Genomic DNA, 20,282 nt, shown 5'->3' with positions numbered 1-20,282 from the left:
AGCCCGCTGACGCCGGCAACGCAGCCCACGGGGATTCTTGGACAGGCTCCTAGAGAAATGGCCCACACGGGGGAGGTTCTCTGTTGACACCGCCCCCCCTCCCGCCTAGAATCGCTCCCGCGGCCATAGTAGTACCCCCTCGTCCCCGGGAGCATGCAATGGACAAAGACGCGCTGGCCTTCCTGGAGAAACTCGTCACCACCCCCAGCCCCTCGGGCTACGAGCAGCCCGGGCAGAAGCTCATGCGCGAGCGCATGGGGCAGTTCGCCGACTCCGTGCGCACCGACGTGCACGGCAACGTGATCGCCGCGCTCAACCCCGCTGCGCCCCTGCGCGTGATGCTGGCCGGCCACGTGGATGAGATCGGCCTGATGGTGAACCATATCACCAACGAGGGCTACATCTACGTCACGCAGATCGGCGGCATTGACCCCGTGGTGGCCATCGCCCAGCGGGTGACGATTCACGGCGCGAAAGGCCCCGTCGCCGGCGTCATCGGCCGCAAGGCCATCCACCTCACCGACCCCGACGACCGCGGCAAACCCGTGAAGCTCCACGAACTGTGGATTGACATCGGCGCGAAGAACAAGAAGGACGCCCAGAAGGCCGTGAGCATGGGCGACCCGATCACCTTCGACGCCGGCCTCACCCACCTGCGCAACCACCTGGTCACCGCCCGCGCCTTCGACGACCGCATGGGCGCCTTCGTCGTCGCCGAAACCCTCCGCAAGCTCCAGGGCAAGAAGCTCCACGTCGCCGTCTACGGCGTCTCCACCGTTCAGGAGGAGATCGGCCTGCGCGGCGCGCGCACCAGCGCCTTTGGCATCGACCCCCAAGCCGGCATCGCCATTGACGTGGGCCACGCCACCGACACGCCGGGCGTGGACAAGAATCGCGCGGGCGACTTCGCCTGCAACAAGGGCCCCATCGTGTGCCGCGGCGCCAACATCAACCCCGTGCTCTACGAGATGATCGTGGACGCCGCGAAGAAGGCCAAGATCGCCATCCAGATCGAGGGCACCCCCGGCGGCACAGGCACCGACGCCAACGCCATCCAGATCAACCGCGCCGGCGTCGCGGCAGGCCTCGTCAGCGTCCCCTGCCGCTACATGCACAGCCCCTGCGAGGTCATCTCGCTGAAGGACCTCGACCAGACGAGCGACCTGCTGGCGGCCCTCCTCGCCCGCATGCCGGCCGAGGTGGATTTCACGCCGTAAGGGGAAGAAGCAGACCGCGAATCGCGCGAATCTACGCGAATCCACGCGGATCAGGAGGAGACGCAATGGCCAGAACCGTGGTCGGCTTCCTGCTGGCTCTGGGGGCGGTCGGCCTGGCCGGAGAGGAGCACAAGATGGCGGAGCAGCGCCCCTCGCACGTGCGGCACCTGAACGAGCGCATGGTCATGCCGAAGTACGAGTCGAAGGAGGCATGGGAGACGCGCGCCGCGTGGCTCCGCGATCACCTCCGCGTGAGCTGCGGCCTCGTGCCCGAGCCCGAGAAGACGCCGCTCAAGGGCGAGGTCTTCGGCAAGATCGAGCGCGACGGCTACTCCATCGAGAAAGCCTACATCGAGGCACGCCCCGGCTTCTATGCCTGCGGCAACCTGTTCCGCCCCCTGGGCAAGAAGGGGCCATTCCCCGCCGTCGCCTGCCCCCACGGCCACTGGCGCGAGGGGCGCTTCGGCCACCAACCCGAACCCGAGGGCTCCGTGCCCGCCCGCTGCATCACCCTCGCCCGCATGGGCTGCGTAGTCTTCGCCTACGACATGGTCGGCTACAACGACTCCGGCAAGCAGATCGGCCACTCCATCGCCTCCACCCGCAACGAGCTCTGGGGCCTCAGCCTCATGGGACTCCAGGTCTGGAACGCCGTGCGTGTGCTCGACTGGCTCCAGACGCTGCCCGACGTGATTCCCGACAAGATCGCCGTCACCGGCTGCTCAGGGGGCGGCACGCAGACCTTCATGATCATGGCCATTGACCCCCGTGTGAAGGTGGCGGCGCCGGTGAACATGATCAGTTGCACCATGCAGGGCGGCTGCGAATGCGAGAACGCCCCGCTGCTCCGCATCGAGACGAACAACATGGAGATCGGCGCCCTCATGGCCCCAAGGCCCCTCATCATGTGCTCGGTGAGCGGGGACTGGACGAAGGAGACGCCCAAGGTGGAGTACCCCGCTGTCCGAAGCATCTTCGAGCTATATGGCGCCGCCGACCGCGTGACTAACGTGCATCTCCAAGGCCCCCACGGCTACCCAAAGGGCCACCGCGAGGCCGTCTACAACTTCTTCCGAAAGTGGCTCATGGGCATCGAGGACCCCACGCCCTTCACCGAGCCGCCCTTCCAGGTCGAGAAGAAGGAAGACCTGCTCGTGTGGCAGGGCCGCGAGCTGCCCCCGGAGGCCAAGAAGCGCGACACCCTCGAGGCCCACGTGATCGCCGAGGCCCGCCGCCAGCGCGACGAACTCCTGCCCAAGAAGCCCGAGGACCGCAAGCGCTTCGAAGAGACGCTGGGCGTGACCTACCGCCACGCCATCCTCGCCGAGTTGCCGAAGGGCGGCGAGGTGATGGGCGAGAAGCTGGCCGACAATATCCCCGACGACGCTCGCGTGCTGCCCCTCACCCTCGGCCGCAAGGGCAAGGGCGACGGGGTCGCCGCCTGGCTCCACCGCCCGCCGAAGCCCAGGCCCGGCGCGCCCGCCGTCGTCCTCGTCCATCCCGACGGTGCCAACGCGCTCCTCAACCCGATGGGCGGCGAACCCGTGGGCATGCTTGCCGCGCTCCTGGACGCCGGACACGCGGTTCTCGCGATTGACGCCTACCTCACGGGCGAATCGGCCAAGCTCCGAGCCGTCCGCGACGAGGCGATGAAGGGCAAGCGCTTCTTCTCCGCCTACAACCGCACAGACCTCGTCGAGCGGGTGCAGGACATCCTCACGTCCCTCGCCTGGCTGAAGGGACGCAAGGACGTGAAGGAGGTGGCCCTGGTCGGCCTCGGCCAGGCGGGCGCCTGGTGCCTCTTCGCCGCCCCGTTCACCCCCGAGGGCACGCGGGTCGTGGCCGACCTCGCGCAGGTGGGCAACGACGAACACGTCCGCTGGCAGGCCGACCTCTTCACCCCATGCCTCCTGAAGGCTGGCGGCTTCGCCACCGCCGTCGCCCTCGCAGCCCCGAGGCCACTACTCCTCCACGACGTGTCGGCCGACCTTGATACGGCCCCCTTCCGCGCCGCCTACACCGCCGCGGGGTCCGCCAAGTCGGTCCGCATCGAGAAGGACACCCTCGGCGACAAGGCAATCGCCGCCTGGCTGGAGTGACCCCCGCGGCGTTGCGGCGCCTTGAAGAAGTATGCTCTTGCCCGTGGAGAAGTGAATTGACGCCCTTGCGAGCCTTCGCCGTCGTTGCCGGATTAGTGTTGCTTGTGGCTACCGCGTTCGCGTGGTCTGAGGTGAGCGCGCTCCCCAACCTGTCGGCCGCGGACAAGGCGTGGCTGATCGCCAGCTTGTGGCCTCGTGCGCTGAGCCGCCTGGCCGAAAACTTGGTACAAGAGCCTGGCCTACTCCTGGGTTACCGCCTGTGGACTTGGCCGCTGCTTGGGCTTCACCTGTCTGCTCCAGTCGTTGCGTTCCGGCTTGCAGAGCGTCGCCGTCGGTCGCAATGGGGATGGGCAGTGGCCTGCGTGGTGTTCCCCTATGCCTCGGCGGCGCTCGCGGCGCTCCCGGCCCAAGAGATAAGGACCGATACCCGAAGCGTTGCTGTCGGTCCGATGCGGACGCTCTTCTCGCGTATGGCTCTGCCGGGTTCGCGCATAGCTACCCCTCGTCGCTTCGTTCTCGCCGCGATCCTCCTGTGGGGGGCGTTCCTCATTGTCGTGGCTCTGCCCTGTGGGGTCAAGGGCGGTGTGCCGATCGAGCGATTCCTGACCATGGAGAGCAGCCTGGATGTCCTTCGTAACGTCCTCTTCTGGCTGTGCTTGGCAACGCTCTTTCCCGTTGTATTCCGCGTGGAGGACTGGCTGACCAGACAGGAGGATAGGGAGGCGCGTTTGCACGGGGTTGTTGTCAATCCTGTCTCGCGTCTCGGGTCATGCCAGCTTGGGGCACTCCTGCTGGCCTACCTCGTCTACATTGTGGGGTGGAGCCCTTGGACGGTTCCGTGTAAGGCCATTCCCGTCCTGATTCTGATTCCAGCTACCTTACTTGTCTGGCCCGCGCTCCGATCCCACATGCGGAAGTCCAAGTAAAGAACGACTGCAAGACAAGGAGGCGCGATATGACCCTCGAAGAGGCCAAGGGGTTCATGAAGGAGGTCAGGTGGGGCTGCCTCGCGACGAGCGACGGGCAAACGGTCGGCTGCCGGCCGATGGGCGGCCGGGCGTGGATGGGCGGGGAGCTTTGGTGCGCCGCAGGGGCGGAGTCCGACAAGATCGCCCAGCTCCGCAACGTGCCCCACGCGGAATACTGCTTCGCCAGGCCGAGCGGCGAACACATCCGCATCGCAGGCCCCTGCAAGGTGAGCACGGACAACGTTGACAAGCGGAAGCTCTACGATGCCGTGCCGTTCCTCAAGAACCACATTCCGGACCCCGCCTCGCCCGGGTACGTTGTCATCCGCATGGCCCCCAGCCGCATTCGGGCGATGCGGGGCGACCTGGACTATGAGGACGTGAAGCTCAAGTAGTTCCGCTCTACCCCCACAACTCGCGCATCACCCGGCACGTGTTGAGGTGAATGTCCACGACATCCTCGGTGCGGCGTGCGTAGCCGCCGGCGAGGACGAGGGCGATGGGAATGTCGCGCTCGCGGGCGGCGCCCAGCACCAGTTCGTCGCGGCGCCTCAGCCCTGCTTTGGTGAGGCCCAGGTTGCCGAGCTGGTCTTCCTCGAATGGGTCGGCGCCCGCAAGATACAGCACCAGCTCGGGGCGATGGGTGTCGAGGATGCGGGGGACCTGCCTCTCCATCGCAGCAAGATAGGCTTCGTCGCCCGCGGCCTCGTCGAGGCCAACGTCGAGACTGCTTTGCTGTTTGGGGATGGGGTAAAGCTCTTCCTGGTGGATTGAGAAGGTGAAGACATCGGGGTCGCGGCGGAAGATGGCGGCTGTGCCGTTCCCCTGGTGGAGGTCGCAGTCAACGACGGCCACGCGGCGGGCCAGGCCCTCGGCCTGAACCACTCGGATGGCAACGGCGACATCGTTGATGAAGCAGAAGCCCCTGGCGCGCTCGGCCCGCTAGTGTGCATGGTCATTCGTCCAGTTCGCGTGCCACAGCCTGCCGGAGAGCCGGGCCATGCTCGGGGTCGTGGAGGGCGAAGTGGAGGAAGCTGCGGAAGTAGCTCTCGAAGTTCCCGATGTCGTGGCGTCGCTCCCCCGCCCGCATGCGGAGGCCGATGACGGTGCGCCCCTGGTCGAGGAGGATGCGGAGGGCGTCGGTGAGCTGGATTTCGCCGCCCTTGCCGGGTCGCGTGTGCCGGAGGGCGTCGAAGATGGCGCTGGCGACGACGTAGCGACCCGCGATGGCAAGGCGGCTGGGGGCCTCGGCAGTCGAGGGCTTCTCGATGAGGCCGCGGACGCGGAACACCGCGCCGTCGTGGCCGGGGAGGGTCTCGGCGGGGTCGGCGATTCCGTAGTGGACCACGTCGTCGGGCTCCACCTCCTCGAAGGCGATGGCGGCCGCCGCGCCGGTGGTCTCGAAGGCGTCTATGAGCCGGCGCAACACCGAGGGGCTCTGGCGGCTCTCGATGATCGAGTCGCCCAGCGCGATGACGAACGGCTCGCCGCGCACGTAACCCTCGGCGAGCGACACGGCGTGGCCCAGGCCCTTCTGCTCGCTCTGGCGGGTGTAGAAGAACTCGACGTTGGCCTCCTCGTAGGCCAGGGCATCGAGGAGGTCGGCCTTGCGACCGTTCGAGAGCGCGCGGCGCAGCTCGGCGTCGCGGTCGAAGTGGTTCTCGATGGCGGTCTTGCTGCGGCCTGTGATGAAGAGCAGGCTGGTGAGCCCCGCCTCCTGAATCTCCTCGACCACGTATTGGACGACGGGCTTGCGGCCGACCGGGAGCATCTCTTTGGGCTGGCTCTTGGTGGCGGGGAGCAGACGGGTGCCGAGCCCGGCCACGGGTACGACGGCTTTGGTGATGGCCATGCGTTGGGTTTCCTCGACGGCAGCAGTGGAAGGAGCGCCGGAGCTGAGAATACGAAACCCGAAACGGCGGGGAATGTCAAATCAGGGGTTTGGGGCGGGCGCCGGCGCCGCGGGAGCTGGGGCCGGCGCGGGGGCCGGCGCAGGAGCCGGAGCGGGTGCCGGCGCCGGCGCCGCTGGGTCCGGAGCCGGGGCGGCGGCAGGGTCCGCCGGAGCCCCGGCCGGGGCGGGATCGGCTGCCTCGAAGCGGATGTTGTTGAAGAACACCCAACTGCCGGTCTGCTTCGTGTAGATCAGGAAGAAGAGCTTGACCACGCGCTTCTTGTTCTGGATGGTGCTCTTGTGGCGCCACTGGGTCTCGGCGCACTTGAAGCGGTCGTTCGTGAGGTCCAGGGTCACGGGCTTCGGGTTGTTGCCGGTGGGGCTCACCAACACCGGCATGCTCTCGTAGAACCGCCAGCCGGGCGCCGTGGTGAAGGCCACGGCAAGGGTGATGCTGGTTTTGCCGAAGTTGTAGACGTCGAAGCTGAGGGCCTTCTTGTCGGTCAGGTCGAAGTCGTGCTCGAGCATCACGCAGGCCTTGTCCTGCTCGGCCCCGGCGAGGAACACGCGCACCATGCTATCGGTGGTGCCCTGGGGGGGGCCGACGTTGATCTCGACGCTGCTGCCCCAGGCCTCGGTGGCCCAGCCGGGGGTGGCCTCGAGGCCTTCCTGCTCTTTCTCTTTGGGGGCCTCCGCGGGCTGGGCAGGCTGGGCGGGCTGCTCGGGCTGGGCAGGGGTCGCCACGGGGGTCTCAGGGGCGACGGTAGGCCGCGGGCCGGGGGCCTGGGCGACGCCGGTGCTCTGGATCTTCACGTCGCCGGCCGGGGCCGCCTCGGGAGTCGGCACGGCGGCAGCAGCCTTGTTGGCCGCGGCGCGGGCCTTGGCCGCCACGTCGGCGTCGTTGGGGTGAGCCTTGAGGTAGGCGGCATAGCACTGGTGCGCGGCGGCCCAGTCGTCGCAGCGCTCGAGCTCGGCGGCCAGGGGCAGCAGCAGGTCGTCGGGCACGTCCTTGCGGGCGAATGCCTCGCGGAAGGCCGTGGCGGCCTCCTTGGGCATCTCGACCTGCGCGCACACCCGGCCGAGGTTGAAGAGGGCGCGCGGCGTGTCGGTGCCTTGCTCCTTGAGGGAGGCGAGGCGTTCGGCGAAGTCCACCTTCATCCCGGTCACCCGGGTGCGCGGGATCACGATGTCGCCGTAGGCTACGCGGACGAGGATCTCGTTGTCGCGAACTTCGAGGATTTCAATCTTCTTGCCGCTCAGCTCCATCTTGTCGGGCATGGAGACCGTGTCGGCCAGAACGGCTCCGGCAACGGCAGCCAGGGCAAGCGCGATTCGCATTGGAGCTTTCCTCCAACACGCGGGTGGGAAAGTGCACGTGCGACTGTGTCGCCATGATAGCCCCGTGGGGTCGGCAACGCAAGGGTTTTCTGGCTGCGGAGTGGTGGTTTGATGCAACGAGATGTAAAGGGTTGTCACGGGAGGGGGTGCCCGCGCAGGGCCTCGAGCACTTCGCCCACGATGTAGAAGGAGCCGGTCACGCAGATGAGGTCGTCGGGCCGCGCCCGGGCGCGGGCGAGCGCCAGCGCGTCGCCCGGCTTGTCGCAGGAGAGGGCCTCGACCTGGCTGACGGCGCGCGCGCGCCGCACCAGGTCGTCCGGGCTGGCCGCGCGGGGGTTCTGGCTGCGGGTGAATACCACCAGCGAGGCCCGCGCGAGCACCAGGCGCAGGAACGAGTCCATATCCTTGTCCGCCGCCATCCCCATCACGAAGATCAGGCGGTCGAACGCGAAGTCGCTCGCCAGCGTGGCCATGAGCGTGCGAGCAGAGTCCACGTTGTGCGCGCCGTCAATCACCACGGTGGGCCGCTGGGCGATGGTCTCGATGCGCGCCCGGATGCGCGTGGCGGCGAGGCCCTGGCGCGCGACGTCAGGCGACAGGCGCCAGGGGCTCGCCTCGGCGGCCTCCTCGGCCAGGCCGATGGCTGTGGCCGCGTTCACCCGCTGGTGTTCGCCCGCCAGCGGCACCGCGAGCTCGGGGTAACGGCGGTTCGGCGTCGAAACGTGGAAGGTCTTGCCCCCGTCGGCGAGGGCGATCTCCTGGCCCACGAGACGCAGGGGCGCGTCCAGGTGGCGCGCCCGCTGGCGGATGGCGGCCAGGGCCTCGGGCTCCTGGGGCGCGATTACGGCGGGGACGCCCGGCTTAAGGATACCGGCCTTCTCCGACGCGATGAGGGTGAGCGTGTCGCCCAACTTGTCGGTGTGGTCGTAGCCGATGCGGGTGATGCCGCATACGACGGGCGAGGCGACGTTCGTCGCGTCGAGCCGTCCGCCCAGGCCCACCTCCAGCACCGCAAAATCCACCCCCTCGGCCAGAAAGTCGGCGAAGGCCATCGCCGTGAAGATTTCGAAGAACGTCGGCGTGTACTTCTCGCTGGTCTTCAGGCTGTCCTGGAGATAGGGGTAGAAGCGGTTCAGGTGCGCCGTCACCCGCTCCTCGGCGATCCAGGCGCCGTTCACCATGATGCGCTCGCGGATGCACTCGACGTGGGGCGAGGTGTAGAGTCCCACGCGGGCGCCGGCCCGCTGGAGGATGCTCGCCGTCATCGTGGCCGTCGAGCCCTTGCCCTTCGTGCCCGCGATGTGGATGACCCGCAGCCGCTCGTGCGGATTGTCGAGGAAGGCGAGAAGCTGGTTCATCCGCGCGAGGCCGAACACCGAGGTGGCCGCGTCGCGCGGCTTGGCCATCCGCTCGTAATCGGTGAAGTGGAAGAGGTACTGCATCGCCTCTTCGTAGCTCTTGAACGGCTCGTTCACCGATCGCCTCGCTTGGCCAGACCGCAGCCCCACACACGACGCGGGCGGCATTGTACTGTGCGAGTCCACGCGAGTCAATTGAGGGGTGTGGGCCATTTCCGCAGGTAGCTTCTGCGGCGGATTCTCGTAGCGACAAGCGTCCCGCTTGTCGAACGGATGAAGAGAGCCGCAAGCGGGACGCTCGCGGCTACCGCTGCCGCGGGCCTTCCCCTGCTCGGGGGACTCTCCCATCAGAAACCACCTACGATTCCGGCCCGCACCCTTCCTCAATTGAGCCGCGCCTTGACTCCGCCGCCGGCTCTGGCTACACTGACGGCACGTGGCGGTCCCTGCAACCCTCTGAGGAGGTCGGCGATGGCTCTGGAACCAATGGCGATCGGCGTGATGCTGGGCGTGGGCGAGTCGCCCGAGGAGAGCCTCCAGAAGGTGCTGGATGTGGGCGTGCGCTGCGCGCAGATGGGCCGGCCGCCCGATGCCTGGCTCAAGCCCGCCAAGGCCGCCGAACTCAAGAAGATGATCAAGAAAGCGGGCATCACGATCACGACGGTCTTCTGCGGCTTCGACGGCGAGCGCTACGACGACATCCCCACCGTGCAGCAGACCGTGGGCTTTGTGCCCAAGGCCACCCGCGCCGCCCGCCTGAAGAAGGCCCGCCAGATCGCCGACTTCGCCAAAGTCCTCGGCGTCAAGAACGTCGCCGCCCACGTGGGCTTCGTGCCCGAAGACCACACCACCCGCGAGTACAAGGAGATCGTGCGCGCCGTCGGGAGCTTCGCCGACTACCTCAAGAAGAACGGCCAGAACCTGTGCCTCGAGACCGGCCAGGAGACGGGCGAGTGCCTCCTGCGGTTCATCCAGGATCTGAAGCGGAGCAACGTGAAGGTCAACTTCGACCCCGCGAACATGATCCTGTACGGCTCGGGTGAGCCGATCCCGGCGCTCAAGCTCGTGGGCAAGTACGTGGCCGGCGTGCACTGCAAGGACGGCACTTGGCCGACCGAGAAGGACAAACTGGGCACCGAGGTGCCGCTGGGCAAGGGCAAGGTGAACATTCCGCGCTTTGTGCAGACCCTGGCCGACCTGGGCTATCGCGGCCCGCTCACCATCGAGCGCGAGATCACCGGCGACCAGCAACGCAAGGACATCGTGAAGGCGCGCAAGCTGCTCGAGCGCGTTCGAGCCAAGGTGCTGGGGAAGGCGTGATGCATGCCGCGTCCCGCGTGCCGCGTGAAGAAGAGCCCGTGATGCGTAAGAAGCGGGCACCAGAGATGGGTGGATGAATGGATGGGTGGATGGGTGTCAGACATCATCCACTCAACCATTCATCCAACCCTCCAATCATCCCCTTCGTTTGCGGTTTCACACCGCTTTGACAGAGGGATGCCATGTTCCTCGCCTTCGGCGAAATCATGATGCGCGTCGCGCCCGAGGGGCGGCTGCGCTTGCGGCAGGCGATGCCGGGCAAGGTAGACATCACGTTCGCTGGCGGCGAGGCCAACGTGTGCGCGTCGCTTGCGCTCTTCGGGGCGGGGGTGCGCTACGTCACGGCGCTGCCGAAGCACGCCATTGCCGAGAGCCTCGTGGCCGTGCTGCGGGGCCTGGGGGTTGACACGGGTTCGATCCTGTGGCGCGATGCGGGGCGTTTGGGCATCTATTTCCTCGAAACGGGCGCCAACCAGCGCAGCTCGGTGGTCCTCTATGACCGCGACGGCAGCGCCATCGCCCTGGCCGCGCCCGACGAGTACGACTTCCCTGCCGCCCTCGACGGCGTCACGTGGGTCCACATCACCGGCATCACGCCCGCCCTGAGCGAGAATGCCTACCTGGCCACGCTGCGCCTGGTGCAACTGGCCAAGGAGCGCGGCGCGAGCGTGTCGTGCGACCTCAACTTCCGCAAGAAGCTCTGGCGCTGGCGCGCGGGCGCCACGCCCAACCAGTTGGCCAACGAGTGCATGTCCACCATCCTGCCCTGTGTGGACCTCGTGGTGGCCAACGAGGAGGACGCGGCGGATGTGTTGGGCATCCACGCCAAGGGCACGTCGGTGGAGCAGGGGCGGATCAATGCGCGGGCCTACGAGGCCGTGGCGCGCACCATCGTGGACGAGTTCCCCAACGTCTCGCGCGTCGCGATCACGCTTCGAGAGAGCCTGTCGGCCGACCACAATAACTGGGGCGGCATGCTCTTCGACGTCGAGGCCAACCGCGCCTTCTTCGCGCCGCTGGACGCCGGCGGCGGCTACCAGCCCTACGAGATCCGCGACATCGTGGACCGCGTGGGCGGGGGCGATTCGTTCGCCGCTGGGCTGCTCTACGCGCTGAACTCGAAGGAGTACGCCCAGCCTGCGATGGCCATTCGCTTCGCCGTCGCGGCCAGTTGCCTCAAGCACTCGATCCAGGGCGACTTCAACCTCGTCACCCGCGACGAGGTCGCCGCCCTCCTCGCCGGCGCCGCCTCCGGCCGTGTAAGGCGGTGAGGGCACGATCACCCCAGCGGCAGTGTGACGGTCTTCCCAGTCCGCGACGACTTGTAGATGGCCAGGATCAACTCGACTGCCTTGCGGGCCTCGGGGCCGGGGACCATGGGCTCGCGGTCCTTGAGGATCGCGTTGGCCATGTCCTGAACCTGGATCATGTGGCCCATGACGCTCAGGGCCTTGGGGTCCGAGGCGGCCGACTTGGTGGGGGCCGGCTCTTTGATCTGGAGCGGCACGTCCTGGGCGACGCCTGCCTTCTCCTTGGCGAGGGCGTACTTCACCAGCCCGCTATCGTTGAAGATCAGCGTGCCGTTCTCGCCGTGAAGCTCGGTGCGGGTGGACATGCCGGGCGTGACCGACGTGGTGCCCTCGAGGACGCCGAAGGCGCCGCTCCGGAACCTCAGAATGGCGACCGCGGTGTCCTCGACCGGGATGTCGCGCACGAGCGGCGCTGCGTGGGCGGTGACGGACTCGACCTCGCCCGCCACGTAGAGGAGTTGGTCAATGCCGTGGACGCCCTGGTTCATGAGCGCGCCGCCGCCGTCGAGTTCCCACGTGCCGCGCCAGCCGGCGCTCTTGTAGTAGGCGGGCGAGCGGTAGTATTTCATGTAGCAGTCGGCCAGCACCAGCTTGCCCAGCTTGCCCTGCTGGACGATCTTGCGGGCAACCTGCGTCATGGCAGTGGTGCGGCGCTGGAAGATGCAGCCGAGCTTCACCCGCGCCTTCGCGCACGCCTCGATCATGCGGTCCATGTGGGCCAGCGTGATGTCGAGCGGCTTCTCGCTCAGCACGTGGCGGCCCGCCTTCGCGGCGTCCACGGCGATGCGCCAGTGCAGGCCGCTGGGCACGCAGGCGCACACGCAATCAATGTCGGGCTCCCGCTTCAGCATCGTGCGATGGTCGGCGTAACAGGGCACGTTGCCGTATTCGGCGGCCAGGGCCCGGGCCTTGCCGATCTCGATGTCGCACAAGGCGATCAGCTCGCACTTGGGGGCGAGTTGAATGGCCTTGGCGTGCCACGGCCCGATGACCCCGCAGCCGACGATGGCGAATCCCACCTTGCCTTTGCGCATGTCTCGACGCTCCGAAGTGAGGCAGCGGCTGGAGAACCCACAGGATGCGGGGGATTCTACCGCGCGGGCGCGGGCGCTGTCAAAGGGCGTCGCCCGCGCCCCCGCGCCTCGAATCGGCAGGTTGACTTGCCCTCCACGTCGTGCTAGGCTTCGGGGTGAGCAGACTCGATCCCCCTTTCGGACGGAGGCGACGCGATGAAGGCGATGAACCGGCGGTCGTTTCTCCAGCGGTCCGGCCTCGCGGCGGGCGCGGGCGCCTTTGTGGCCGCCACGGGCGGGCGCGTGCTGGGCGCGAACGAGCGGGTGAACTTCGCGCTGCTGGGCTGCGGCGGGCGCGGGCGCTACGTGGCCTACGGCCTTGTGGAGGCCGGCGCCATGCTCACCACCCTGTGCGACCTGCACGAGGGGCGCCTCAAGGAAGGCTGGAACTTCCTCACCCAGGTGCAGAAGGCCGAGCCCAAGTTCACCAGGGTGATGCGCGAGATGCTCGATTCGAAGGACGTAGACGCCGTGGTGGTGGCCACGCCCGACCGCTGGCACGCGCCAGCGAGCATTCTCGCCTGCCAGGCGGGCAAGGACGTCTACGTCGAGAAGCCCCACTCGCACAACATCTGGGAGAGCGGCCAGATGGCGGCCGCGGCGGCCAAGTACCACCGTATCCTCCAGGTCGGCACCCAGAACCGCAGCGGCCCGTACACCCTCGCCGCACGCGAGTACGTCCAGAGCGGCAAGCTCGGCAAGATCGCCCTCGTGCGCGTGCTCAACATGAAGTCGGGCGGGCCGTTCAAGCTCGGCGAGCCTGGCAAGGCGCCCGAGGGGTTCAACTGGGACGCCTGGCTCGGCCCCGCGCCCGAGCGGCCCTACCACCAGCACATCTTCAACGGCGGGTGGCACCAGTTCTGGGACTTCTGCGGCGGCGACATGACGGACGATGGTATCCACCAGCTCGACCTGGCCCTGATGCTGATGGGGGATCCCGAGCCGCCGAAGAGCGTGCGCGCGCTGGGCGGGCGCTACGCCCACCGCGGCGACGACTCCGAGGTGCCCGACGTGCAGATGGTGAGCTGGGACTACGGCCGGTTCGTGATGACCTTCGAGCTGACCGGCTACCCGCGCTACATGGAGAAGACGAGCGCGACGATTCGGCGGAACGACCTGTTCCCCTACTGGACGATGAACGCGACGCGCATCGAGCTGTACGGCTCGGAACTGTTCATGACCGTGGGGCGCCACGGCGGCGGGTGGATCGTGCAGCAGTCGGGCGGCGGGATCGTGGACAAGATGTACGGCCGCCCGTGCGACGAGCCGCACTACGCGAACTTCCTGGAGTGCGTGAAGAGCCGCAAGAAACCGAACGCCGACATCTCGATCGCCCATGCCAGCAATGTGGCGGCGCACATGGGCAACATCGCGCACCGCGTGGGCAACCTGGCGCTCAGCTACGACGCCCAGGCCGTGAGGTTCGACCACGAGGCAGCGAACCGCTTCATCAAGCCGCCGTACCGCAAGGGCTACGAGATTCCCGAGCAGGTGTGAGCGGCGCGGTCAGGGCTGGGCCACCGTGTAGCCCAGGGCCTCCACGGCCTGGCGCAGCGCCGCGGCGTCCAGGCCCTGGCCCTTCACCACGGCCCTGCCGCTCTTGAGATCCACCTCGGCCGCGGCCACGCCGCGGCACTCGCGGAGCGCGCGGGTCACGGCCCCCACGCAGTGCGAGCAGGTCATCCCCTGCACGCTCAACTCGACGGTTTCGGGCGCCTGGTCCGTCATGGGCTCGGTTCCTTCCTTCTTCGGCCGCCAGAGGAGTGCGACGCCCAGCACGCCCAGCAGCGCGATGGCCGAGGCCAGCTTGGCCCCGTGCGGCAGCAACTCGTGCACGTGGTGGTGGTGCGCGGCCGTGACGGTGCTGGCATAGATGAGGTCCAGCAGCGCGCCGCAGCCTAAGGCGGCGATGGCGACGGAGGCGAGGTAGATGAGCGCTGTGCGGCGGCCCATGGTCTTCCACACGACGGCGACGGTGGCCGCATTGGTCGCCGGCCCCGTAATGAGGAAGGCGAGGGCTGCCCCGGGCGACACGCCCTTGGCGATGAGGGCCGCGGCGATCGGCACCGAGGCCGTCGCGCACACGTAGATCGGGATCCCCAGCGCCATCATCACCACCATCCCCACGAAGCCCGAGCCGTACAGTGTCGCCAAATCCTTCGGCACCACGACGGCGATCACACCCGCCAGGGCCAGCCCCACGAGCAGCGACTTGCCGATGTCGCGCGGCAGCGTGACGAAGCCGTACGAGAGGATGCGGACGAGCCAGTTCCCGCGCTCCTCGCCCGAGCCGCAGGCGTCCTGGCACGAGTCGGGGTCCATGCGGGCGCCGCGCTCGTGCTCGAGCCAGGCCACGAGGGCTCCGCCGAACACGCCCGTCGCCAGTGCCGCGATCGGCCGGAAGATGGCGAACACAGGACCCAGCAGGCTCAGCGTCACCAGGATACTGTCCACCCCCGTCTGCGGAGTCGAGAGCAGGAAGGCGGTGGTGGCCCCGCGGCTGGCGCCATGCTTGCGCAGCGAGGCCGACACGGGGATGACCCCGCACGAGCACAGCGGCAGCGGCACGCCGAACGCGGCGGCCTTGACGACGGGCCACAAACCCCGACCGCCCAGGTGCCGCTCCACCGTCTCGGGGCGGATCAGCACGGACAGCACGCCCGCCACGGCGAAGCCGAACAGCAGGTACGGCGCCATTTCGAGCAGGTTCGCCCAGAACTCGGTGGGGATACTGGCCAGTTCATCCGGCATTGCAGTGGCCTCATCATTCGGTCCCTACGTACATTCTAATGCGCGGGCCGTTCCGCAGCAATGGCGCCTTGGCCGGCCAGCAGCGGAGAGAATTGCATACTTGAACAACTATGCAATTCTTTCCGGCGAGGCGTTCACGCCCCAAGCCGCCAGAAAGGCGTCGAGGTCGGCGTCGGGGCGGATGCCGAGGCGGGTGAGGGCGAAGTCGTACCGCGCCGGGTCGTCGGGGGCAAAGGCCTTGAAGGCGTCGGTGATCTCGATGGCGGTGCGCAAGTCAGCCGAAGCGCGCCGGGTGAGGCCCAAGGCGCGACAGATGCGGTGCATGTGAACGTCGAGGGGCACGATGAGTTGCGCGGGCGACACGGCGTCCCAGCCCCCGGGGTCCACCGCGTCGCGGCGGACCATCCAGCGGAGGAAGAGGTTCAGGCGTTTGCTGGCGCTGCCGCGCTCGGGGCGAGGCAGGAGGTGGTCGTCGAGGCCGTCGGCGGCGTCGCGCAACTCAGCCACGAATCCAGTGAGAGCGGGCACGATGGTGGCGTGACCGGCTGCCAGATGCGCTGTGAAAGCTGCCTGGAGCGAGCCGTGGCGCTCGACGAGGCGCTTGACGCCCAGGAGCAGGGCAGCCAGTTCCCTGCCCGTGGCAAAACGGTGCTTGAAGTCTGCGAACGCCGCCTGAAGCGATTCGGGGGTGGACTCGGCCAGGTAGGCCCGCGGGCAGCGCAGGGGCGCGAGGACGGCGCCAACGCTCGCCAGAATGGCCTTTACGCGGCCGTAGGAGAGCGACGCGGCGACGAGGGCGACGATCTCGCGGTCCAGGGGGCTGCTGTAGTCGTAGAGCACTTCGAGCGGGTCGGGGTGGATCAGGTCGCGGCGGTTGAGGCGCGTGTAGAGTTCCTCCAGCGCTGACTTTGTGACGCGGGGTTCGGCGGTTGCGTGTGCCATCTGTCTCAGCCTCGCTGTCTCTCTATCTTTATTCTGACCCACGAAGCGCTCGAAGGCAAGTGCCGTCTGGCCGTGAGCTTCGCCCCGGCCATCGGCTCCTTTGGACTGCCCCTCGATAGGCGCGGAGTGGCAAGAGGCGCGGCTTGGTCTTCCTCGGCTGCGCGGTTGGGTAATGCCGGACCGGGGCGGCTCGCAGGGCGCAGCCGCTGAGGGCATGGGGCAGACACGCCGCGAGGGTTCAGTAGGGCAGGGGGCCAGGCAGCCGTCAGATGCGGCTGCCGGGGGGCAGCACGGCGCAACGGGGGATGACGACGATGCCGGAGCGGATCGAGTAGAGGTCGGTCTCGGCCTCGGTTACGGCGGCGGCGTTCTCGATGACCGAGCCGTCGCCGATGACGGCATTCTTGTCCACGATGGCGCGGCGGATGCGGCAGTTGGCGCCGATCTCGAAGGGCACGGCGCCCTCATCGTCGTCGTTGCCCATGAGGATGGAGTCCTCGATCACCGTGCCGTCGCCGATGCGGGCTCGGACGCCGATGATGGAACGGGCGATGTGCTGGGCGTGCAGGTGGCAGCCGTCGGCGACGAGGGAGTCGTCAATGAGCGTGCCCTCGATGCGCGAGGGGGGGAGCTGTCGGGCGTGGGTGATGATGGAGGCGCCGCGGCGGAACATGGCGGCGATGCCGCGGCCCGCGCGCCACTCCATGTTGGCCTGGTAGAAGGCCTCGATGGTGCCCACGTCCTCCCAGTAGCCGTCGAAGGGGAAACAGCTCATGAAGCGCTTCTGGGCGGTCTGGGGGATGACGGTGCGGCCGAAGTCCTCCTCCTTGTTGTCGAGGGCGTCGAGGAGCACGGGGGTGTTGAAGAGGTAGATGCCCATCGAGCACAGAAACGGGGCGCCCAGCGGCGGGCTGAGCGCGGGCAGGCCATCCACGCGGAAGTGCTCCACGTCGGCCAGGTTCCTCGGCTTTTCGTGGAAGCCGACGACGCGCAGGCTCTCGTTCACGCGCACGACGCCCAGGGCGTGCACCTGCTCGGGCGGGGTGTAGCGGGCGGCGATGGTGACGTCGGCCTGGTGGCCGATGTGCCAGGCGAGGAATTCGCGGTAGTCCATGCTGTAGATCTGGTCGGCGGAGAGGATGAGGACGTAGCGGGGGTTGTTGCGGAGCATGTGACGGAGGCCCTGGCGCACGGCGTCGGCGGTGCCCTGGAACCAGTCGCGGTTCTGCGGCGTCTGCTCGGCGGCGATGACGTTGATGTAGCTGAGGCCGGTGGCGGCGCGCGAATAGGTCTGCCAGATGTGGCGGTTGAGCGAGTAGGAGTTGAACTGGGTGAGGATGAAGATGCTGTCGAGCTTCGAGCGCAGGCAGTTGGTGAGCACGATGTCAATGAGACGATACTTGCCGCCGAAGCCCACGGCCGGCTTGGCCCGGTCGCGGGTGAGCGGGTGCAGCCGCGTGCCGCGTCCGCCCCCCAGAATCACCACCGCCACGTCGCGAGGGTCCAGCTCGCTGGACAATGGGCGCGTCAGGCTCACGGGATTCCCCCTGCATCGGCTTGCCGTCCTCCCCTGCGAGATCATACCATGTTCCGCGTCGGGCCGCATCGTGAGATTCATGTCAGGAACTGCCCAGCCGCGTGAAGAACAAACAAAGGGAAGAACATGGCTGAGCGTGAGACATTCCTGCGGCTGCTCCTCCAGCACGAGACCGAGGTGCGGGCTTTTGTGGGCTCGCTGGTGCGTGACCGCCACGTGCGCGAGGACGTGTTCCAGGAGGTCGCCCTCGCGCTCTGGGCGCAGTTCGAGCGCTACGACGTGCGCCGATCGTTCGGCGCCTGGGCGCGCGGCATCGCGGCCAACAAGATCCTCCAGCGGCGCCACCAGGACCGCCGGTTCCCCGTCACCCTTTCGGACACGGCGGTCCTCTCAGTCCTCGCGGCGTTCGACCGCACCGAGGAGGGGAATGCGTCCAGCCGCCTCGAAGCCCTGCGCGAGTGCCTCCAGAAGGTGCCCGAGCCGGCGCGCCAGCTCCTCGCCCTCCGCTACGAGCGGGGCCTCCCGTGTGCGGAGATCGCCCGGCAGACCCGCCGCACGCTGGACGCCGTGTACCAGGCTCTTTCGCGCCTGCGCTCCGCGCTCGAGGAGTGCATTCGGCGGCGCTTGGCCGCAGGAGGCGCCTGATGGCTGAGGCCGACCGCCACCACGAGCTGATCGCTCGTTACCTCGACGGCGCGGCGTCGGAAGCCGAGGTCGCCGAGCTGTCGCGCCGGGTCGAGGCCGATCCCCGGGCCGCCGAGGCCCTGGCCTGGGCCGGCCGCCTCGAGGGCTGGCTCGAGCAGCATTTCCGCCAGACGGCGAGCAATGGCAGGGCCAGAGCGGTCGTCGAGCGAATCGAGGCCGATCTGGTGCCTCCCGCCTCGGGCGCGGGGGCAGCGCCGTGGGCCAGGTGGCTCACGGCGTGGGCCGCCCTGGCCGCGGTGGCGGTGCTCGCCGTGGGCGTCCTCGCCCTATGGCTCTGGCCGCGTGGGGCGATGTGCCGCGTGTTGAGCGGGCGCGTGCTGGCCGACGGCGCTGAGACCCGCACCATCGCCCGCGGCGCGACGATCCGGGTGGCGGAGCGGGCGGCCCTCCGGCTCTCCGACGGCTCGCGCGCAACACTCGATCCAGACACCCGCGCCACCCTTCACGGCGCGACCGAGGGCCTGCGGCAGCTCGTCGCCCTGCACGAGGGCGGCGGCGTCTTCCGCGTAGAGAAGGCTCCAGGGGGCTTCCAGGTGCGAACCCCCGTGGGCAGTGTCACCGCGCTGGGGACCGAGTTCTCCGTCAGACTCCTCCCCCCAACCCCTGACGGAACAGGAGACGATGCGATGAGGCTGAGGCACGTGGCGCTGGCTGTGGCGGTGATGGCGGGAGCGGTGCAGGTGCAGACGGGCGAGCACGCCTACGTGCTCGGAATCGGCGACAGCCAGGTGTTTGCCGGCGACGGCGAGCGCGAGGCGCCCTGGGTTCCCGACGCGCCGCGCGTAGGCGAAGGCGAACGCGACGGCGCGCCCAGGCTCGCACGGGTCGCGGGCGAGATCACCGCTGTGGGCGGCGCCTCCATCATGGTCACCACCCGCGGCGACCGCGGGGAGGCCACCCTCAATATCATCATTCGCACCGAGACGAGAATCCGCATCGAGACCGGCGAGACCGAGACCGTCGTCGGCGAGGGCGGACGCGAGGTGCGCAAACCGAAGTTTGCGGAGGGGGCAATGGCCGATCTCAAGGTCGGCCAGCGGGTCAACGTGACCTGTGTGGACGGCAATAAGGCCACCGAGGTCATCATCCTGCGAGCCAGGGCGGCTCGCGAAGGCGAAGGCGAGGCCCGTGTGAAGCGTGATGGCGGCGAGGGCGAAGCACGAATCCGTCGCGAGGGTGGCGATGGTGAGGGCGAGGTCCGCGTGAAGCGCGAGGGCGGCGAAGGCGACCGCGAAGGCGAGGCCCGTGTGAAGCGTGAGGGTGGCGATGGTGAGGGGGAAGCCCGCGTGAAGGGCGAGGGGGACGGCGACCGTGAGGGGGAGGCTCGCGTGAAGCGCGAGGGCGGCGAAGGCGACCGCGCGCCCAAGACCCTGCGCGGCTCGGGCGTGCTGACGAACGTCACCCGCGACTCCATCACGATCACCCAGCGGGGCGACCGCGGCGTGCGCTCGCGGACGCTGAAGGTGAACGGCGACACCCGGGTGCGCATCGAGGGCGGCGGCGACGGCGAGGGGGCGCGGAGCGAGAAGGTCGGGCTGGACAGCCTGAGGGTCGGGCAGAACGTGACGGCGGTATGCACCGAGGAGGGGGTGGCCGTGGAGATCATCATCCGGCGGCCCGCCGCCCCGAAGCGGGAGGGGGAGGGCGAACGCCGCCGCGAAGGCGAAGGCAAGCCGCCGCGCCCCGTGGGTGAGGGGGAACGACGGCGCGAGGGATAACCAGGACGGCCTGGACGCGAGGTCGGTTGCGCAGGGGCGGCGCTGCGGCGTCGCC

General features: G+C 68.5%; 16 protein-coding genes and 1 pseudogene. 9 read left to right on the top strand and 8 right to left on the bottom strand.

The window, feature by feature from the left end; all coding sequences use genetic code 11:
- Positions 1 to 158: 158 nt before the first annotated feature.
- The 4 genes from PLE19_17900 to PLE19_17885 all read left to right on the top strand — a co-directional run bounded on the left by PLE19_17900 (position 159) and on the right by PLE19_17885 (position 4,679).
- A complete protein-coding gene (locus PLE19_17900) occupies positions 159 to 1,217 on the top strand; it encodes a M42 family metallopeptidase (protein HPD16823.1) in 1,059 nt (352 codons plus the stop codon).
- A 65-nt stretch (positions 1,218 to 1,282) separates the two neighbouring features.
- The gene (locus tag PLE19_17895; protein ID HPD16822.1) at positions 1,283 to 3,316 is read left to right on the top strand and encodes an acetyl xylan esterase; all 2,034 of its coding nucleotides are present in this window, start codon (positions 1,283 to 1,285) and stop codon (positions 3,314 to 3,316) included.
- A gap of 353 nt (positions 3,317 to 3,669) precedes the next feature.
- Entirely contained in the window at positions 3,670 to 4,242 is a 573-nt protein-coding gene (locus PLE19_17890) for a hypothetical protein (protein ID HPD16821.1), read from the top strand.
- Positions 4,243 to 4,271: 29 nt separating this feature from the next.
- Complete coding sequence (locus tag PLE19_17885) at positions 4,272 to 4,679, top strand: pyridoxamine 5'-phosphate oxidase family protein (GenBank protein HPD16820.1); 408 nt, start codon at positions 4,272 to 4,274, stop codon at positions 4,677 to 4,679.
- Positions 4,680 to 4,686: 7 nt separating this feature from the next.
- Here PLE19_17885 and PLE19_17880 read toward each other — a convergent pair.
- The 4 genes and pseudogenes from PLE19_17880 to PLE19_17865 all read right to left on the bottom strand — a co-directional run bounded on the left by PLE19_17880 (position 4,687) and on the right by PLE19_17865 (position 8,988).
- A pseudogene (locus PLE19_17880) lies at positions 4,687 to 5,208 on the bottom strand (histone deacetylase).
- Between the two features lie 31 nt (positions 5,209 to 5,239).
- Positions 5,240 to 6,136, bottom strand: coding sequence for a UTP--glucose-1-phosphate uridylyltransferase (locus tag PLE19_17875; GenBank protein ID HPD16819.1), 897 nt, complete (start codon positions 6,134 to 6,136; stop codon positions 5,240 to 5,242).
- An 81-nt stretch (positions 6,137 to 6,217) separates the two neighbouring features.
- Complete coding sequence (locus PLE19_17870; GenBank protein HPD16818.1) at positions 6,218 to 7,513, bottom strand: hypothetical protein; 1,296 nt, start codon at positions 7,511 to 7,513, stop codon at positions 6,218 to 6,220.
- A gap of 134 nt (positions 7,514 to 7,647) precedes the next feature.
- Complete coding sequence (locus PLE19_17865) at positions 7,648 to 8,988, bottom strand: folylpolyglutamate synthase/dihydrofolate synthase family protein (protein ID HPD16817.1); 1,341 nt, start codon at positions 8,986 to 8,988, stop codon at positions 7,648 to 7,650.
- A 354-nt stretch (positions 8,989 to 9,342) separates the two neighbouring features.
- Between PLE19_17865 and PLE19_17860 the strand changes: the two genes are divergently transcribed.
- Positions 9,343 to 10,191 carry a sugar phosphate isomerase/epimerase family protein gene (locus tag PLE19_17860; protein HPD16816.1) on the top strand — a complete coding sequence of 283 codons (849 nt, stop codon included), beginning with the start codon at positions 9,343 to 9,345 and terminating at the stop codon, positions 10,189 to 10,191.
- A gap of 182 nt (positions 10,192 to 10,373) precedes the next feature.
- Positions 10,374 to 11,462 carry a sugar kinase gene (locus PLE19_17855; protein HPD16815.1) on the top strand — a complete coding sequence of 363 codons (1,089 nt, stop codon included), beginning with the start codon at positions 10,374 to 10,376 and terminating at the stop codon, positions 11,460 to 11,462.
- A gap of 8 nt (positions 11,463 to 11,470) precedes the next feature.
- Here PLE19_17855 and PLE19_17850 read toward each other — a convergent pair whose 3' ends face one another.
- Positions 11,471 to 12,535 (bottom strand): Gfo/Idh/MocA family oxidoreductase, encoded by a 1,065-nt coding sequence (locus PLE19_17850; GenBank protein HPD16814.1) that lies wholly within the window; start codon positions 12,533 to 12,535, stop codon positions 11,471 to 11,473.
- A 195-nt stretch (positions 12,536 to 12,730) separates the two neighbouring features.
- On the opposite strand from PLE19_17850, the gene PLE19_17845 reads away from it, so the two are divergent.
- Positions 12,731 to 14,071 carry a Gfo/Idh/MocA family oxidoreductase gene (locus PLE19_17845; GenBank protein ID HPD16813.1) on the top strand — a complete coding sequence of 447 codons (1,341 nt, stop codon included), beginning with the start codon at positions 12,731 to 12,733 and terminating at the stop codon, positions 14,069 to 14,071.
- A 9-nt stretch (positions 14,072 to 14,080) separates the two neighbouring features.
- Here PLE19_17845 and PLE19_17840 read toward each other — a convergent pair whose 3' ends face one another.
- The 3 genes from PLE19_17840 to PLE19_17830 form a co-directional block, all read right to left on the bottom strand.
- The gene (locus tag PLE19_17840; GenBank protein HPD16812.1) at positions 14,081 to 15,325 is read right to left on the bottom strand and encodes an SO_0444 family Cu/Zn efflux transporter; all 1,245 of its coding nucleotides are present in this window, start codon (positions 15,323 to 15,325) and stop codon (positions 14,081 to 14,083) included.
- Positions 15,326 to 15,433: 108 nt separating this feature from the next.
- Positions 15,434 to 16,267, bottom strand: coding sequence for a TIGR02757 family protein (locus PLE19_17835; GenBank protein ID HPD16811.1), 834 nt, complete (start codon positions 16,265 to 16,267; stop codon positions 15,434 to 15,436).
- 265 nt (positions 16,268 to 16,532) lie between these two features.
- Positions 16,533 to 17,804 (bottom strand): sugar phosphate nucleotidyltransferase, encoded by a 1,272-nt coding sequence (locus tag PLE19_17830; GenBank protein HPD16810.1) that lies wholly within the window; start codon positions 17,802 to 17,804, stop codon positions 16,533 to 16,535.
- Positions 17,805 to 17,930: 126 nt separating this feature from the next.
- Between PLE19_17830 and PLE19_17825 the strand changes: the two genes are divergently transcribed.
- Together PLE19_17825 and PLE19_17820 are read left to right on the top strand one after the other, a co-directional pair.
- Positions 17,931 to 18,449, top strand: a complete 519-nt coding sequence (locus PLE19_17825; GenBank protein HPD16809.1) for a sigma-70 family RNA polymerase sigma factor — start codon at positions 17,931 to 17,933, stop codon at positions 18,447 to 18,449.
- The gene (locus tag PLE19_17820; GenBank protein ID HPD16808.1) at positions 18,449 to 20,227 is read left to right on the top strand and encodes a FecR domain-containing protein; all 1,779 of its coding nucleotides are present in this window, start codon (positions 18,449 to 18,451) and stop codon (positions 20,225 to 20,227) included. Before PLE19_17825 ends, PLE19_17820 begins: the two co-directional genes overlap by 1 nt.
- Positions 20,228 to 20,282: the final 55 nt, after the last annotated feature.

The organism is Planctomycetota bacterium (genome assembly GCA_035384565.1).
GTDB lineage: Bacteria > Planctomycetota > PUPC01 > DSUN01 > DSUN01 > DAOOIT01.
The sequence above is the reverse complement of the archived record's forward strand: the minus strand, read 5'-3'. Positions and strand labels throughout refer to the sequence as shown.

Coding starts and splice junctions, on each gene's coding strand:
- PLE19_17900 (HPD16823.1), top strand. CDS start 159: ATGGACAAAGACGCGCTGGCCTTCCTGGAGAAACTCGTCACCACCCCC.
- PLE19_17895 (HPD16822.1), top strand. CDS start 1,283: ATGGCCAGAACCGTGGTCGGCTTCCTGCTGGCTCTGGGGGCGGTCGGC.
- PLE19_17885 (HPD16820.1), top strand. CDS start 4,272: ATGACCCTCGAAGAGGCCAAGGGGTTCATGAAGGAGGTCAGGTGGGGC.
- PLE19_17875 (HPD16819.1), bottom strand. CDS start 6,136: ATGGCCATCACCAAAGCCGTCGTACCCGTGGCCGGGCTCGGCACCCGT.
- PLE19_17870 (HPD16818.1), bottom strand. CDS start 7,513: ATGCGAATCGCGCTTGCCCTGGCTGCCGTTGCCGGAGCCGTTCTGGCC.
- PLE19_17860 (HPD16816.1), top strand. CDS start 9,343: ATGGCTCTGGAACCAATGGCGATCGGCGTGATGCTGGGCGTGGGCGAG.
- PLE19_17855 (HPD16815.1), top strand. CDS start 10,374: ATGTTCCTCGCCTTCGGCGAAATCATGATGCGCGTCGCGCCCGAGGGG.
- PLE19_17850 (HPD16814.1), bottom strand. CDS start 12,535: ATGCGCAAAGGCAAGGTGGGATTCGCCATCGTCGGCTGCGGGGTCATC.
- PLE19_17845 (HPD16813.1), top strand. CDS start 12,731: ATGAAGGCGATGAACCGGCGGTCGTTTCTCCAGCGGTCCGGCCTCGCG.
- PLE19_17840 (HPD16812.1), bottom strand. CDS start 15,325: ATGCCGGATGAACTGGCCAGTATCCCCACCGAGTTCTGGGCGAACCTG.
- PLE19_17835 (HPD16811.1), bottom strand. CDS start 16,267: ATGGCACACGCAACCGCCGAACCCCGCGTCACAAAGTCAGCGCTGGAG.
- PLE19_17825 (HPD16809.1), top strand. CDS start 17,931: ATGGCTGAGCGTGAGACATTCCTGCGGCTGCTCCTCCAGCACGAGACC.
- PLE19_17820 (HPD16808.1), top strand. CDS start 18,449: ATGGCTGAGGCCGACCGCCACCACGAGCTGATCGCTCGTTACCTCGAC.